Origin of the sequence: Priestia sp. J2, assembly GCF_020790095.1 — a bacterium.
Taxonomy (GTDB): Bacteria; Bacillota; Bacilli; order Bacillales; family Bacillaceae_H; genus Priestia; species Priestia zanthoxyli.
Genome location: NZ_CP086208.1, coordinates 2,865,046 through 2,878,785, shown reverse-complemented (window position 1 = coordinate 2,878,785; position 13,740 = coordinate 2,865,046). Strand labels below are relative to the sequence as shown.

Annotated in this window: 20 protein-coding genes; 19 read left to right on the top strand and 1 reads right to left on the bottom strand. The window is 34.1% G+C overall.

From position 1 onward, the window contains the following. Positions 1-3: 3 nt before the first annotated feature. The 4 genes from LJY09_RS14545 (at position 4) to LJY09_RS14530 (ending at position 5,493) form a co-directional block, all read left to right on the top strand. Complete coding sequence (locus tag LJY09_RS14545) at positions 4-3,642, top strand: phage tail spike protein (protein WP_228307280.1); 3,639 nt, start codon at positions 4-6, stop codon at positions 3,640-3,642. A 66-nt stretch (positions 3,643-3,708) separates the two neighbouring features. Then, positions 3,709-4,005, top strand: a complete 297-nt coding sequence (locus LJY09_RS14540; RefSeq protein WP_228307279.1) for a BhlA/UviB family holin-like peptide — start codon at positions 3,709-3,711, stop codon at positions 4,003-4,005. Positions 4,006-4,025: 20 nt separating this feature from the next. Continuing rightward, on the top strand, positions 4,026-4,886 hold the full coding sequence (locus tag LJY09_RS14535; protein WP_228307278.1) for an N-acetylmuramoyl-L-alanine amidase: 861 nt from the start codon (positions 4,026-4,028) through the stop codon (positions 4,884-4,886). 82 nt (positions 4,887-4,968) lie between these two features. Further along, a complete protein-coding gene (locus LJY09_RS14530) occupies positions 4,969-5,493 on the top strand; it encodes a DUF1643 domain-containing protein (protein WP_228307277.1) in 525 nt (174 codons plus the stop codon). A 66-nt stretch (positions 5,494-5,559) separates the two neighbouring features. Here the strand turns inward: LJY09_RS14530 and LJY09_RS14525 are convergent, their stop codons facing one another. Beyond that, positions 5,560-5,763: a helix-turn-helix domain-containing protein gene (locus tag LJY09_RS14525; RefSeq protein ID WP_228307276.1), complete on the bottom strand. Its 204-nt coding sequence runs from the start codon at positions 5,761-5,763 to the stop codon at positions 5,560-5,562. Between the two features lie 311 nt (positions 5,764-6,074). On the opposite strand from LJY09_RS14525, the gene LJY09_RS14520 reads away from it, so the two are divergent. The 15 genes from LJY09_RS14520 to LJY09_RS14450 all read left to right on the top strand — a co-directional run bounded on the left by LJY09_RS14520 (position 6,075) and on the right by LJY09_RS14450 (position 13,733). Next, positions 6,075-7,427, top strand: a complete 1,353-nt coding sequence (locus LJY09_RS14520) for an FtsK/SpoIIIE domain-containing protein (protein ID WP_228307275.1) — start codon at positions 6,075-6,077, stop codon at positions 7,425-7,427. Next, positions 7,354-7,944, top strand: coding sequence for a replication-relaxation family protein (locus tag LJY09_RS14515; protein ID WP_228307274.1), 591 nt, complete (start codon positions 7,354-7,356; stop codon positions 7,942-7,944). Before LJY09_RS14520 ends, LJY09_RS14515 begins: the two co-directional genes overlap by 74 nt. 20 nt (positions 7,945-7,964) lie before the next feature. Further along, positions 7,965-8,381, top strand: a complete 417-nt coding sequence (locus LJY09_RS14510; protein ID WP_228307273.1) for a hypothetical protein — start codon at positions 7,965-7,967, stop codon at positions 8,379-8,381. A gap of 13 nt (positions 8,382-8,394) precedes the next feature. Continuing rightward, positions 8,395-8,742 carry a hypothetical protein gene (locus LJY09_RS14505; protein ID WP_228307272.1) on the top strand — a complete coding sequence of 116 codons (348 nt, stop codon included), beginning with the start codon at positions 8,395-8,397 and terminating at the stop codon, positions 8,740-8,742. Between the two features lie 278 nt (positions 8,743-9,020). Further along, a complete protein-coding gene (locus LJY09_RS14500; protein WP_228307271.1) occupies positions 9,021-9,161 on the top strand; it encodes a hypothetical protein in 141 nt (46 codons plus the stop codon). 156 nt (positions 9,162-9,317) lie between these two features. After that, entirely contained in the window at positions 9,318-10,085 is a 768-nt protein-coding gene (locus LJY09_RS14495) for a DUF4145 domain-containing protein (protein ID WP_228307270.1), read from the top strand. A gap of 64 nt (positions 10,086-10,149) precedes the next feature. Beyond that, the gene (locus tag LJY09_RS14490; protein WP_228307269.1) at positions 10,150-10,464 is read left to right on the top strand and encodes a hypothetical protein; all 315 of its coding nucleotides are present in this window, start codon (positions 10,150-10,152) and stop codon (positions 10,462-10,464) included. A 343-nt stretch (positions 10,465-10,807) separates the two neighbouring features. Continuing rightward, positions 10,808-11,329, top strand: a complete 522-nt coding sequence (locus tag LJY09_RS14485) for a hypothetical protein (protein WP_028412881.1) — start codon at positions 10,808-10,810, stop codon at positions 11,327-11,329. Between the two features lie 109 nt (positions 11,330-11,438). Further along, a complete protein-coding gene (locus LJY09_RS14480) occupies positions 11,439-11,657 on the top strand; it encodes a spore germination protein (RefSeq protein WP_013083687.1) in 219 nt (72 codons plus the stop codon). Positions 11,658-11,665: 8 nt separating this feature from the next. Next, positions 11,666-11,899, top strand: a complete 234-nt coding sequence (locus LJY09_RS14475; protein WP_155010041.1) for a hypothetical protein — start codon at positions 11,666-11,668, stop codon at positions 11,897-11,899. A 155-nt stretch (positions 11,900-12,054) separates the two neighbouring features. Then, a complete protein-coding gene (locus LJY09_RS14470) occupies positions 12,055-12,396 on the top strand; it encodes a DUF1033 family protein (RefSeq protein WP_013057574.1) in 342 nt (113 codons plus the stop codon). Positions 12,397-12,493: 97 nt separating this feature from the next. Beyond that, entirely contained in the window at positions 12,494-13,024 is a 531-nt protein-coding gene (gene sigY, locus LJY09_RS14465) for an RNA polymerase sigma factor SigY (RefSeq protein WP_013057572.1), read from the top strand. Beyond that, positions 13,021-13,341: a YxlC family protein gene (locus tag LJY09_RS14460; protein ID WP_155010042.1), complete on the top strand. Its 321-nt coding sequence runs from the start codon at positions 13,021-13,023 to the stop codon at positions 13,339-13,341. The genes sigY and LJY09_RS14460 overlap by 4 nt, the downstream gene beginning before the upstream one ends. Further along, positions 13,341-13,541: a transcriptional regulator gene (locus LJY09_RS14455; protein WP_155010043.1), complete on the top strand. Its 201-nt coding sequence runs from the start codon at positions 13,341-13,343 to the stop codon at positions 13,539-13,541. Before LJY09_RS14460 ends, LJY09_RS14455 begins: the two co-directional genes overlap by 1 nt. Then, entirely contained in the window at positions 13,542-13,733 is a 192-nt protein-coding gene (locus tag LJY09_RS14450) for a PLD nuclease N-terminal domain-containing protein (protein WP_155010044.1), read from the top strand. Positions 13,734-13,740 lie beyond the last annotated feature (7 nt).

Below are 13,740 nucleotides of genomic sequence, written 5' to 3'. Positions count from 1 at the left end.
TTAATGTGGTACATATTAGACAGAAACTATAATACGATTGGTATTCTAGATAATAATTTTCCTGAAGGGTGTCCGATTCTTAGAGATATTATGAAATCGACATTAGCCGATGGAGCTAAATATCTAGAATTTGATGTTCCATCTGACCATGAAAAAAGTTCCCTTTTGACTATTGGGAACTTTATTGTTTATGTAGATGCTAAAAGAAACCGTGAACTATTCAGAATCACAACAGGTATTGAAGAAAATGGAGAAAGTATGACTGCTACAATCAAATGTGAATTAGCAGCAGTCGGTGACTTGTTCAGTAAAGTAATTGAAGATAAAGACTTTACCGCAACTAGTTTAGAAGATATTATTAGTTTTCTTGCAACTGATACGACATGGAAACTAGGTGAATGTTATTACAGTGGAAGCATAACTAAATCATTCGAAGATTTACCAAGAGCAAATGCAGCAATTCTTGATGCTATTTCTGATTTTGATGCAGAGGTAGAATTTAAAATTGATTGGGATAATGTACGTCCAGAAAATAAGTTTATTAACATCAAAGATAAGATTGGACAAAAAACAGGCGTAACAATTCAATATGAACAGAATCTTGAAGGACTTACTAAAACAACTGAAGGCAATCCAATTGTTACAGCATTAGTTGTAAAATGTTCAAATAAAAATGGTAATGGTAATGCAATCTTATTGAAGGATGCAAAAGTAACACCGCCTGATGGCTTTGAAATTATCGGAAATAGACTAGTTGATAATGATTCATTAGAGAAATACGGTAATGGTATTAAACATATCGAAGACAGCTTTATCGATCAAACGTCAACTAACCCTGTTGAACTTTACAATAATGCATTAACTTATCTGCAAAAAGTAAATAAACCAAAAGTTACATATGAAGCTTCTGTAGTTATGCTTGAACAATTCGAAGGTTACAATCACATGTATGTTGAAGTTGGTGATACTGTCTATGTAAAAGATACATCAGGCAAAGAAAAGCAATTCTTAGAAGCTCGTATTCTCGAAAAAGAAATAAGTCAAACTGATAACACTAAGGGTGGAATTGTACTTGGTGAATTTGTTGTGCGTCAAGTTACAGCTATTGAAGCAGTAGAGAAGTCACAGAAAAAACTTCAACTCAAAGAAAAAGAGTGGAGTGAAGCTTATGATTTAGCGCATGGTGTTACAAAAGAGCTTGATGAAGTAAAAGATAATCTTGTCTATAAAGTTGATGTACTATCTACAAAAGGAAGTACATTTAAAAATGGAATAATTAATACTCAACTTTTTGCAGCAGTCTATAAAGGAAAAGACGATATTAGTACAACTCTTCAAGAAACAGCATACAATTGGAAAAAGTTCAATGCTGATGGAACACAAGACACAACTTGGATTGGAACAGGTATTGGTAGACTTGTAACAATTACATCTGATGAAGTTGAAAATAGAGCTACATTCCAGTGTGAAATCACAGTAGATGGAAAAATAGTTGCAATTGATCAGATTACAATTGTCGATTTAAATGACGCAATTATAAATGGTGAACGTCCAGAGAATCCAATCAAAGGTGCTATGTACATAGATTCAACCGTATCACCTCCAATTTGGTACACTTATAATGGCACAACATGGGAAAAGCAAGCATTATCAGTTGGTGATTTAGACCCTGCTTTATTAAATACTGTAGATGGGATTGTAGATGAAGTAGATGCTATTGATACTCGTGTTACAACTTCTGAAAGTAGCATTGAACAATTAAACACAGCAATCATTTCTAAAGTTGAGACAACTAAATTCGATGCTTTAAAAACGAATGTAGATACTAACACATCAACTATTTCACAACAAGCAGGACAAATTAGTTCTAAAGTTTCTAAGAATGCTGTCATAAGTGAGATTAATCAAACAGCAGAGACAGTTACAATTGATGTATCTAAGATTGATATGAAAGGCGTAGCTACATATATCCCTATTGGTAGTCCTAACATGATGCCAGCACGTTATGATTCATTTGAGCAATTTGATTTAGGTCAAATCCCTGATGATATGGGGTATGGATTCAGTGGATTAAGTCAAAAGGCTATCACAAATCTATATTCTCTAGACGGTGGAAAATCGTTCGTATTGGAAACAACTAAGGATGGTGAAGGATGGATTTACCTTTCTCCACAATCATACACTTACAACATTCCTTTACAGATGAATGCAACCTATATCTTCTCATTCTACGCTTATAATCCAAGCTTAACTACTCCTGCTCGTATTCGTGGTGGAGTTCGTATGAATAATAATATGGATACAGTTAGAGCTGGTGTTAAAGATATTAAGGGTTCAGATGGTTGGGTAAGACATGAAACTAAAATCACAGTTCCCGAAGGCGTAACAGCTTGTAATGTAATTCTCTATAACTATACTCCAAACCTTCCAGTTTACTATGATTGCTTACAATTTGAACGTGTTGAACCTGACACAATCAAAGCAAGCACATTCAAGCCTATTTCAACTACTGTTATTCACGGTGGGAACATCTTAACTAAAACAATTCAAGCAGACCATATCAAATCGTTAAAAGGACTTAACGTAGGTAATGGTTCATTTGTCGTGGACGCAATTACAGAAATAGTGTCTCTTGGTAGTGGTACAAATTTAATTGCTCCAAATATTGCAGCAGGTACATTTACTGCTTTACGTGGTAACACAATTCGATTTGGTAGTAGAGATGCAAAGATTGATACAACGCCAGCAGGTTCACTTGACCGTATGCGTATAGGCGTAAATGATGATACCTATATTGCAATGGATCATACACCTGCTTACACATTCGTTATGAACAATCTGTTCGATGTTGTTATGAAGAAATACAGTGCTAACTATGGTTTACAACTAGGAAATGCAGTATTGAAAGGTGCAAAGGATTCAGCAACATTCCATCTAAGAAATCAACCTGACAGTGCATTTGGCAACTTAACAGCACAAGATATTGTCACTATTGGCAATCTTACAAGTAACGGGGTTACTACATTAAATGGAAACTTGAGTCTTAATAGCAACGCTGGTATGGTTAAACTTAATGGGAATAATCAAGCATTTATTGAATTTTCATATGGTGGAGTGCGTAAAGGTTTCATGGGTACTGAGTCAGCAACGGGTAGTAATATGGTTATTGCTTCTGATTCGGATGAAATTATCTTCAAAACTGATGTGTGTCGAGTAAAAGTAGATAATGGAACAGCTCGTGTAGATTTTAAGAATGCTTCTGATAGTGCATACATTCCTATTTATGCTTCAAATATTACTTATAATTCTGTGCGTGAGCGTAAGAAAAATATCAAAACTTTTAATGGTACGGAGTATCCTGATGGCTCAGTTAAGACAGCATTACAGCAAATTAAAGAAACACCTATTCGTACATATCGTTTTGTTGAAGAGTTAAATAATGAAAGAAAGCACGTAGGGTTAATTTTAGATGAAGCCCCTGTTGATGTTATTGACATTAGGGGAGAAGGTATTGATGCATATGCAATGGGAACGTACTCTTGGTCTGCTATTCAAGAATTAAGTCAGAAGTTAGAAGAAAAAGAGAACAGAATTAATGAATTAGAAGCAAGATTAAGTCGTCTAGAACAATTAAATTCATAAAGCAATACCTATACCAAACGCCTTGAGCGTTATTTTTTATGTCTAAAATGAGAGGAGATGATTAAAATGGATCAACTATTTGTGGATGTAATGACCAAGGGTGGTGTAGAAGGCATCTTTGGTATTTTATTCGTCTGGCTTTTAATGTCAACTAGAAAAGAAGCAAGAGAAGAAAAGGCAGACTCAAAACAACGTGAGAAAGAGTCAAAAGAGCGTGAGGATAAACTTATTTCACACTTGAATCGTACTACGGAGACCCTTCAAAAAATTGAGCAGTCGATTACCTGTATTCCAATTATTGAACAGTCTATTTCTGGTATGAAAGAAGAAATTAAAGATATTCGTAAAAAGATTGAAAAATAAAAGGAAACGGAGTGTTACAAATGGTAAAGAAAATCTATTTGGATGAAGGACATGGGGAAAGCAAAGATTCAGGAGCAGTTAATGCAAAAGAAGGGTTAATGGAAGCTAAGTTAAATCTACAACTTTCAAACTACGTTATCGCATGTCTAAAAGCTAACTACACAGGATTTGAAATTAATCGCACACGTTCAGACAGGACATTCGCTTCACTAGGAGCACGAGCAGCCAAAGCTAATAAGTGGGGTGCTGATGTATTCGTATCTATCCACGTTAATGCAGGTGGAGGTACAGGTTTTGAATCATTCATCTACAATAAAACTACTTCATCTAAAACTAAACAATTACAAACATGTATCAATGATAAAGCTATGGCTAAAGCTAAGAAATATGGTCTAGGTGCTCATGGCAACCAACCTTATAAATCAGGTAATCTATCTGTTTTACGTAACACTAATATGCCTGCATGTTTAACTGAAATTTGTTATATCGATTCTAAAGATTGTGAACTACTAAAGAACAATGCTTTCTTAAAGGATATGGCTGAAGCTTATGCAGAAGGTGTTGCAGACTTCTTAAACTTAGAAAAAAAATGTGACATAAGTAAACCTGAGCCTAAAAAGGAAACAGCACCTAAAGTATCAGCACCAACTAAAGTTCCTGCTAAATCAAACGATAAGGCAATTGGAACAGTTAAAGTAAAAGTAAACGATCTATATTACTATGACAAAGCTGATTGGAATGCAAAAGCAGGTAAGGCTCAAAAAGGTGATGTGTTCACAGTAGTAGATAAAATCAAAGTAAACACAGCATACATGTACAAATTAATCAGTGGTACATACATTACTGCATATGAAGGCTATGTGCAATTCAAAGATAAATAATACATATAAAAACAATATTAAAAAGAAGAATTTCCCCTTTTCACAGGAAAGAATTATTATAGAATTAGAGAGGGGAGATTCAATGACTTACACAGAGGGAAGCACAATTACATCTAAGGCAATATATGATAGTGAAGAAAGACGGTATCGTTATTTTTTGTCTAGAACTTGGAATAAAGAGAAAAAAATCATAACTACTCTTATGCTCAATCCAAGCAAGGCAAATACCTTAGTCTCTGACAAGACGGTTAACAATGTTATTCGATATTTTGAGAATAGTGAATATGGAAGTTTACAGATTGTAAACCTATTTGCTTATGCTGCTTCTGATCCTAAAGATTTAAAATACAGAAAACAAGATAAAGAAGAACTAAACGATAACCACATAGTTAATGCTTGTGAAAATGCGGACTTAATTATAATTGCATGGACTAGGGGAGGTAAAAAGATACGAAAACGGGAAGTAGCAAAACTATTAGAGCCATTTCAAGATAAAATAAAATGCTTTCAAGACGAAACCGGTAAAAAGCCTAGACACCCTCGTGATTTAAAAAAAGAAGAATGGAAACTCGTTGACTATAGCTTCTCAGAAATAGGAAATGAGTAAGTGAGACTAACTTGCCATAAGCAATACATAACAAAAAAGCCCTTTCCTTAATCGGATGGGGCTTTTTTACTTCTCAATTTCCTCATATAAATCATCTACTTTAACACTTAACACTTTAGCAAGAAGAAATAGCTTATCTGCTGTAGGGAAGTTATTCATCTTAATCCAATTAGATAGTTGAGCAGGAGTTATCCCAACTTCCTTAGCAATATGCTTTTTTAAATACCCTTTCTCTAGAATGATTGTCTCAATACAGGATTTTAATTTCATGTTTTATCACCTATTATAAATATTCTTCGTGTTTTGTTTCATTCCTTTAAAAAAAGATTTGAAAAATAATTATAAAAAATTATAAGTACAAGATATCTTAGACAATCAAACCAACATATCATTTAACATAACTAAAAAGTTCGCTTCACGTGACGTTTTGAATGTTCGATTTACTAGTTCTTTTTATGATACGCACGGTGAACTCTCAAACGAATTTTAAAATGCTATTCTATCAATACTTTAACTTTATTCCATCTAGTTCGTTTAATAAGGGACTATACTACGTATAAAAAGCAGAAGGGTGTGGTGATATGCTTCTTGAATTAGCTACAGGAATTACGGCAGCTTCCGTTTTTGGAGTTGCTAAATTAAAACAAGATGGACGATCAGGAGACGATGCAAAAAAGATAAAACAAATTGCAGACAATAATGGACTAAAAAAAGATGGTCAATCGATCATCATCAAAAGACGAGATCCACTAAACCGAAAAAAGAATAGGCTCTATGCTGAGTACATTTATCAAATTCCATTAGGCTTGTCATTTGATGACTTCATGGATAAATTCGCTAAGTTTGAGGATGGCTTGAACAATAAGAAAACCTTGCACTCAATTAGCTTATTCGATATTAAGAAGATTAACTTCAAAAAATTACGAGCTATCAGAACATGGAAAGGTAAAGTAGAGTATCTACAAAAAATTATCAAGGAAAAACATTTGATAAGAAAATCAATCGATATGTCCTACGATGGAATGCTAAGAGTAAAAGTTTACGAAAACGACATGCCAAGCAAGGTTGAATTTAATTCTGAGAAGTGGAAGAAGTGTAAAGGATGGAATATGCCACTTGGAGAGACGAGAGAAGGGACAGTATTCATTGATTTAGCTAAAGGACATTTTATTGTAGCTGGTGCAACTACATTTGGTAAGTCAGCTCTACTAAAACTTCTTATAAGCACTCTGTTAAATAACAAACCAGATGAGACGATGTTAACCTTAATTGATTTAAAGGGTGGGTTAGAAATGATGTACTTTGAGGACTGTAAACAAACAGTAAACTTCAAAGATGATTTAGAAGGTGCTGTAGAGGTTTTAAAACAGATTAAAGAGGATGTTCAAGCAAGACAACAGCACTTGAGAGAAAAGAAATTTAATAATGTTCATAAGGCAGGAATTAAGAAACGTCACTTTATCATTGTTGATGAAGCATCAGAACTAGCTCCTTCACAAGTTCCACCTCAATACAAGGAGCTTGCAAAAGAAGCACAGGCATACATGAGTTTTATCACCCGCATCGGTCACTCAATGGGTTATACGCTAATCTACAGTACACAATATCCAGTCGGTGATGTAATGCCAAATCAGATAAAAGCCAATTCAGCAACTACACTTTGCTTTCGATTAGAAACAGACACTCAATCTGAAACTGTACTTGATCAAACAGGTGCAGAGCTTATTCAATATCAAGGAAGATGTATCTACCGTACACCAGCAGGAAGAAAACTTGTTCAAACTTACCTCATAAATGATGACACTATCAATGATGTTGTCACTCCAAACATTGTTATCACACCTCGAAAGGGTGAAGAGAATGCAGAAATATGCGAAGAGAGAACAGAAGATAGATGCGATATTGCAATCTTTGAAGACACTGAACTATCTTAGCCGTTCACAGATTCAGACTTTACATGATTTAAAAGGTGATAGAAATGCCCAAAAGTTCTTAAAGTCGATGGATGAATATTTAAACTCATTTAGAGATGGGGAAACAATCTATTACTTGTCTAAAGAGGGAAGGGAACGCGTTGACTGTCCAAGAGTCATTAAGAAAACAACTACAGCTCGTCACTACATCATGCGTAATGCTCTCTATATTGCCTTTAGTCAACCTGAAACATGGAAGAATGAACAACGCATAAAGCACAAAATAGCCACTATTGTATGTGATGCAACCTTTGTAGAGGATAATACACGATACCTTATTGAAATAGATCATGAACAAAAAATGAATGCTAACAGAACCAAAATGGAAAAGTATCGAAAGTTGATTGAGATTAATGCATTCGGTAAAAGTTCGATTCAACTAGTCTGGATGACCACTACTGAATATAGACGTAAACAATTGGAGAAGCTTTGTGAAGGTTTAAATGCACAGATTTTCATGATTACTGATTTTCAATAAACGATTGGGAGCTGGTTAATATGTTTAAGTCAAACAAAATTCAAACGGTTGGTACAGTAAAAGAGTTTTTAAATCCCTCAACAACTACTTCCCCTAAGAAAGACATCGTTCCATTATTAGCTACTGGTACTACACTTCCTCTTATCTTCTCTGCAATGCCTACATTCTCATTCGCTGAATCCGTTACTGCTAGTACATCTGTTAAAACTGAAGTATCACAAAAGATTATTACAGCATTCCAACCACTTACTGACCTTGTTCAAGGTTTATCTTATCCTATTACATTCCTAGTCTTTAGTGCAGCAGGTATCTATTGGTTGATTGGAAATCGTCCTAAAGCAGTTGAAATGCTTCAAGGTGCAACGATTGGTTACATCTTAGTTCAACTATCTCCATTGCTTATGCGCTTATTAGTATCGGTTACAGCAGGATTTTAAGGGGGATTGCAGCATGTGGGGCAAAGTTCAAACCGTTGGAGCAATTGGAGATTTCATGAATAAAGGGGATATGATAGGAACTGCTGCCCCTTTTGAATCTGTATTAGATTGGGCGTTACACCCAGTCGAACAGACTAAAGAAATGGGTACGAACGCTATGTATGATCATATTGAGCCGTTCTTAGATATTTTATGTGTCGCTTCGTATCCAATAGCGAGTGTTATTATAGGTATCGCTGGATTACTATATATCCTTAATTTTAAAGATAAAAGTATCTCATGGATGACTAAAACTAGCTTAACATACGTGCTTATTCAGCTACTACCAATGTTGTTAAAATCCCTATTACAAATGATGTAAAGCAGCTTAATTTTAAGCTGTTCTTTTTTAATTAAAAGTAAATTAATTAAAAACTACAATTATATGACCATATTTCCTGAGAAATGCTCTTACATCATGTAATTTCAACCAATTTTGAAAGATAAAGTTATTAAAAAGAATGGATAAATGCTTTAAAGCCTATTATAGCGTTAGATAAAAGTCAATTAATTATAAATGTTAAAAAAACCATCATTTGACAAATAGAACATTCAGATTTAATCTTTATTCTTAGGTTTAACAACAGGAGGAAGTACATCATGGGAAAAACTAATAAATTGAAAATGGGAAAGATAACTGTATTAGAACCAACTGAAGAAAGAAGAAAAGAAATTCTGGACATAATAGAAAGTATGATGAGGGATTACATAAATAGAAAACCTGAGAAAAAGGACAAATAGAGTAAGAATGATTGGGTTTAGAGTGTTATAGTAATTTTCAACAAGGAGTCCACTTGAACAATTTATAAAATGATACAGAATTTCAGTTGATACATCTGCAAATATTTTCCTAGTATTATCCTGAAAGCTGTTTTAAAATTTAGTAGGGTGATAAAAATGGAACAATTAGGCGAAAAAGTTTATTGTTTTTCTTGTAACCAGAAAACAAATCATAATATTATACATACTTATGAAGAAATGTATGATGAAAGTGACGATATGTTTTGGAATGCCAAATATCATATAACTAAATGTGCAGGCTGTGATAGAGTAACATTTGTAGAAGAATATGCCGATGAGCATACGTGGGAGTACATCAATGGTCATAGAGAGTGGAAAGCGATCTTTAAACCTTTTCCTGAAGAACCAATTAATAAAAGTGCTATAGATAGATTTGAAGAAAGGTTAAATCTAGATAAAAGAACCTTTCCTCACATGCCTAAAATTCTTTATGATTTATATAAGCAAATCATTGATTCTTATAACATGAGACACAATGTTCTATGTGCTTCAGGTTTAAGAACATTAATTGAAGGAGTTTGTAAAGAACTGAAGGTTAAAAAAGGGCATGTTTACAGAGATGATGGAACTATAGAGATTGAAGAGAAAACAGGTAAAGAAATGTATAATAGTACTTTACCAGCAAGAATCTTTGGACTTTATGAAAAAGGTTATATAATTTTTCCGCAGGCATTAATTTTAAATAAAATTAAAGAGATAGGAAATAAAGCAGTACATTCCATAGTTAGTCCAGATACAATGGATTTAAGGGAAGTAATTCAGGTTATGGAACAAATACTATACGTAATATACGAATTGAAAGCCCATAAACTATTAAAGAAAAAAGAAGAAGAGAAAACACAAGAAGAAATACAGAAAAAATAGGTATTTTTCCGCAGGTTTTTTCTCCTAATTGTAGAAATATAGTGAAAAAGGAGGGAATTACTTAATGAAAGATACAAATTGTGAAAAATGTAAAAAAGAAGTTAACCAAAAGAAAATAAAATATAGAGTTGCCATTCCAGAAACAATTTTATCAGTAGACGCAATTCATATACTAACAAATGCATCCTATGTACGTAATCATGATAATTTTTGTAGTGAACAATGTTACAACTTATCACTATTAGATGAATTGATTAACCGTTATGGATTTGCTTTAATGACTCCAGAAGATAATTTCCTTAATCCTGAAAAAGATGTTCCACAAGCCAAAGAAACACTTCGTGAGTTACAAGATTTTAAAACCGAATATGCAAGTTGATTATGAAAATAAATTTGTCGAGTGATTTTCTGCATAATTATATTGATAAAAAGACTACATAAATGATAAGATAAGCTTAAATTACATACGGAAAGCTGTTATATCAACATTTATCAGTAGTCAAATTTGTCCGCTTTTGTGCTCCAAAAAACCATTCGTGATAACGAAGAAGATACGGCGCACGAACGCAAATATGACAAAGCAGAAGAAGAATTGTAGAGCTAAAAAAAGCATTTTTCTAGCTCTTTGAAAAACATCCCCATTTTTGGGAGATGTTTTTTTATATAAAAAAACAGGGAACTTGTCACTCCATGTCGTATTAATAAAGAAGGAGGCGATTGAATTGACACAACTAATGATTAATAACGTAAATTTTCACGTTGATATGTTTGAAGAAAAAATGATTACTGATGCGAATACAGGTGAAGAGTTGAAAAGGCTAAACTTTTCTTTTTCGGTTGTAGGCAAAGCAGCTTATGATAAATATGATGCATTTTTTGAGGATCCGTACTTTGAAGTAACAAATATGGAGACAAAAGAAACGCTAACACTAAAAAACATTTCGCATAGCACATTTTATCAGTCACCTGAAATTACAGATCATACAAATATTGTTTTCAGAGTGAAGCTGCAGCAAGAACCTGTTAAAGAAAAAGAACAAGTGAAAAATGAACGTCCAACAGAGAGCACGGTCAACGAAATGCTTTTATCTAGAATAAAGTTTAAGGCTCTTGTCGAAATACTTGAAGAAAAAGGACTTCTAACAGAGAATGAGTTGTATACTAAAATTGAAGAAGTAGCAGAACGAGATTTTGATATTCTTCGAGATGAATTAAGTCATTCTAAAAAAGAGGTAAAAGCGTAAAAATACCCCACTCTGCAGGGGGATTTTTTATTTATATCCATTAATTTATAACCCTTTTGATAAATCATTCATATATTACATCACGATGAAAATAAAAAGGGTGAGGATAATGCCGATTGTTATTAATCATGTAGTGATTCCAAATGTTACAGGAGGAGTCGTTACATTTGGCGACACGTACTATGTTTCTCCAAAAAGTAACAGTAAAACTGCGCAAGGTTCAGGGTCTTCAAATACAGGAATTTGTGTAAATACAAATTCGGGACTTTCTAATACAAATACGCTCGATCCGGATGGTTCTGACCAAAACGGCTTCGGAAACGGATAAGGAAAGAGATGTTTTACTCTTCTTTCTACACGCCTTTTCAGTATTCGTTTTATCCGTATTTTATGCCTTCTTTTGCACGTCCAATTGGATTTGTCGTGTCACCTGATGGAGCGATGGATAACTGGTGGGGCAAAAAACCATCTTGGTGGGGGAAAATCACGCCTTCAGCCGGCGTTTTCCCTCCTGTTACCCAGTATTATACGGGCAGTTTAGTTCCTTATAGTTTAAGGGCCTATTACTAATATAAAAAAGAAGTTCAGATTAAGCCAACTTGTTAGCGCCTATTTCCTAAAAATAGGCGTTTTTTTCCGTTTTACTTGATTCAAAGTTATTTTTGCTGAATAATAAAGAAAAGAGAATTTTTAGAAGTAAGCTGTAAGTAAGGAGATGTTCAATCATGACAGATAAATGGAGAGTTCATAAAATAAAAAGTGATTGTGAACCTTGGCTTTTTTTAGAAGGCTGGGAAAAAGATATTATTGAAACCATTGAATTTGAAAAAAAAGAAGAAGCGCTTCGCTACTACGCGATGATGATTTATGAATTTCATCAAAAATACGCAAGCGTGCGAAGTGATGAACTAGCGCTCTTTAGCTTTTGGAACGAAGGCGAAAAGGAATTTTGCGAGGCCTGTGATGATGATCTTCAAATCTTCCACGGTGTTTTATTCGCTAAAAACGATGAAGTCTATTCATTAGAAGAAGATGAAGAAGGATTAAAAATGCTTCGTACTAAATAAAAACGTCCTGCGGGGCGTTTTTTTTATATAAAAAATGAACGATTTCAATCGCTCAAGCGTCATATAGGTGATGAAACAAAAAGGAGGGGTGACCGCTTTGGAACAAGATGATTTCATCCTTGTCCAAAAAGCATTACAAGGTGATGATGATGCCTTTTCATTATTATTTCAGCGCTATCATTCATTTTTATATAAATACCTTTTAAAGCTGACATTAGATGAGGACTTATGCAGTGAATTGTGTCAGGAAGCAATGATGAAGTGTTACGTGAATCTTTCTTCATACAAAAATGAAGCAAAGTTTTCGACTTGGATGATATCCATTGCTTCAAGACTGTACATGGACTATTTGCGCAAGCAAAAACGTGAAAAAAGCAGTCTTCAGCGAATAAAGCAGTCTTTATCGCATCAGCTTCAGTGGAAAGCTAAATACAAAGGAGTGGAATGGAGTGAGATGTTTTCCGATTTTAATGAACTCGATTCACGCTTTCGAATTCCTGTCTTGCTTCGACATTATTACGGATATACATACGATGAGATTGCCCATATGCTGAATATGCGAGCAGGAACGGTCAAATCAAGAGTAAACAAAGGAGTAAACATACTGAGAAAGGAGTGGAAAGAATGAGAGAAGAAAATGACAATCAGTCCTTGCATTCTTTAAAAAAAGATTGGGAGCAGCTAGAGAGTTTAGCAAGTCATGAACATATTTCTCTTCGTGTCATTAAAGAGCAACTTCTTATTGAAAAACAAAAGCAGAAAAAGGCTTTTCGGAAAGAGTTATGCTTATTTACATTGACAGCACTTGTTATTTTAACGGTAATGGCGACGGCTATTTTACAAATACCTGCCTTATTTATCGCCATTGAGGTAATTGGCATCATTGTTGCGCCTCTTTCTTTTATCGTTTTTCACTATAAACGAAAAAAGGAGCTGTTTTTATAATGAATGAAAAATGGATTCTTGTGCTGTTTATTTCACCATTTCTCCTTCTTCAAAGCTTTCTACTTTTTATCAATGCAAAAAAACGCGGCGCCCATCCATGGTTTTGGGGAATATGGGGACTGATTCAAATTCCAATGCCAACGCTTTTTTATTGGGTTTTTATTATTTGGCTTCCAGCACGAAAAAAAAGGGGGATATAAATGAATGAAATTAACTGGTTGTTAATTGCTCCAATTCTATTCTTACAATTGCTTTTAATGATTCCAGCGTTAATAAGCTGCATAAAGCAAGAAGAGACAAACGGACCAAAATGGCTATGGGGACTCATCATTTTATGTGTAAGTACAGTTGGCCCCGTTTTATATTTTGTTTTAGGACGTAAAAAACAGTGAGGTGGAG

Coding starts and splice junctions, on each gene's coding strand:
- LJY09_RS14495 (WP_228307270.1), top strand. CDS start 9,318: ATGGAACAATTAGGCGAAAAAGTTTATTGTTTTTCTTGTAACCAGAAA.
- LJY09_RS14535 (WP_228307278.1), top strand. CDS start 4,026: ATGGTAAAGAAAATCTATTTGGATGAAGGACATGGGGAAAGCAAAGAT.
- LJY09_RS14505 (WP_228307272.1), top strand. CDS start 8,395: ATGTGGGGCAAAGTTCAAACCGTTGGAGCAATTGGAGATTTCATGAAT.
- LJY09_RS14530 (WP_228307277.1), top strand. CDS start 4,969: ATGACTTACACAGAGGGAAGCACAATTACATCTAAGGCAATATATGAT.
- LJY09_RS14525 (WP_228307276.1), bottom strand. CDS start 5,763: ATGAAATTAAAATCCTGTATTGAGACAATCATTCTAGAGAAAGGGTAT.
- LJY09_RS14500 (WP_228307271.1), top strand. CDS start 9,021: ATGGGAAAAACTAATAAATTGAAAATGGGAAAGATAACTGTATTAGAA.
- LJY09_RS14460 (WP_155010042.1), top strand. CDS start 13,021: ATGAGAGAAGAAAATGACAATCAGTCCTTGCATTCTTTAAAAAAAGAT.
- LJY09_RS14545 (WP_228307280.1), top strand. CDS start 4: ATGTGGTACATATTAGACAGAAACTATAATACGATTGGTATTCTAGAT.
- LJY09_RS14540 (WP_228307279.1), top strand. CDS start 3,709: ATGGATCAACTATTTGTGGATGTAATGACCAAGGGTGGTGTAGAAGGC.
- LJY09_RS14470 (WP_013057574.1), top strand. CDS start 12,055: ATGACAGATAAATGGAGAGTTCATAAAATAAAAAGTGATTGTGAACCT.
- LJY09_RS14455 (WP_155010043.1), top strand. CDS start 13,341: ATGAATGAAAAATGGATTCTTGTGCTGTTTATTTCACCATTTCTCCTT.
- LJY09_RS14515 (WP_228307274.1), top strand. CDS start 7,354: ATGCAGAAATATGCGAAGAGAGAACAGAAGATAGATGCGATATTGCAA.
- LJY09_RS14480 (WP_013083687.1), top strand. CDS start 11,439: ATGCCGATTGTTATTAATCATGTAGTGATTCCAAATGTTACAGGAGGA.
- LJY09_RS14510 (WP_228307273.1), top strand. CDS start 7,965: ATGTTTAAGTCAAACAAAATTCAAACGGTTGGTACAGTAAAAGAGTTT.
- LJY09_RS14475 (WP_155010041.1), top strand. CDS start 11,666: ATGTTTTACTCTTCTTTCTACACGCCTTTTCAGTATTCGTTTTATCCG.
- LJY09_RS14520 (WP_228307275.1), top strand. CDS start 6,075: ATGCTTCTTGAATTAGCTACAGGAATTACGGCAGCTTCCGTTTTTGGA.
- LJY09_RS14450 (WP_155010044.1), top strand. CDS start 13,542: ATGAATGAAATTAACTGGTTGTTAATTGCTCCAATTCTATTCTTACAA.
- LJY09_RS14490 (WP_228307269.1), top strand. CDS start 10,150: ATGAAAGATACAAATTGTGAAAAATGTAAAAAAGAAGTTAACCAAAAG.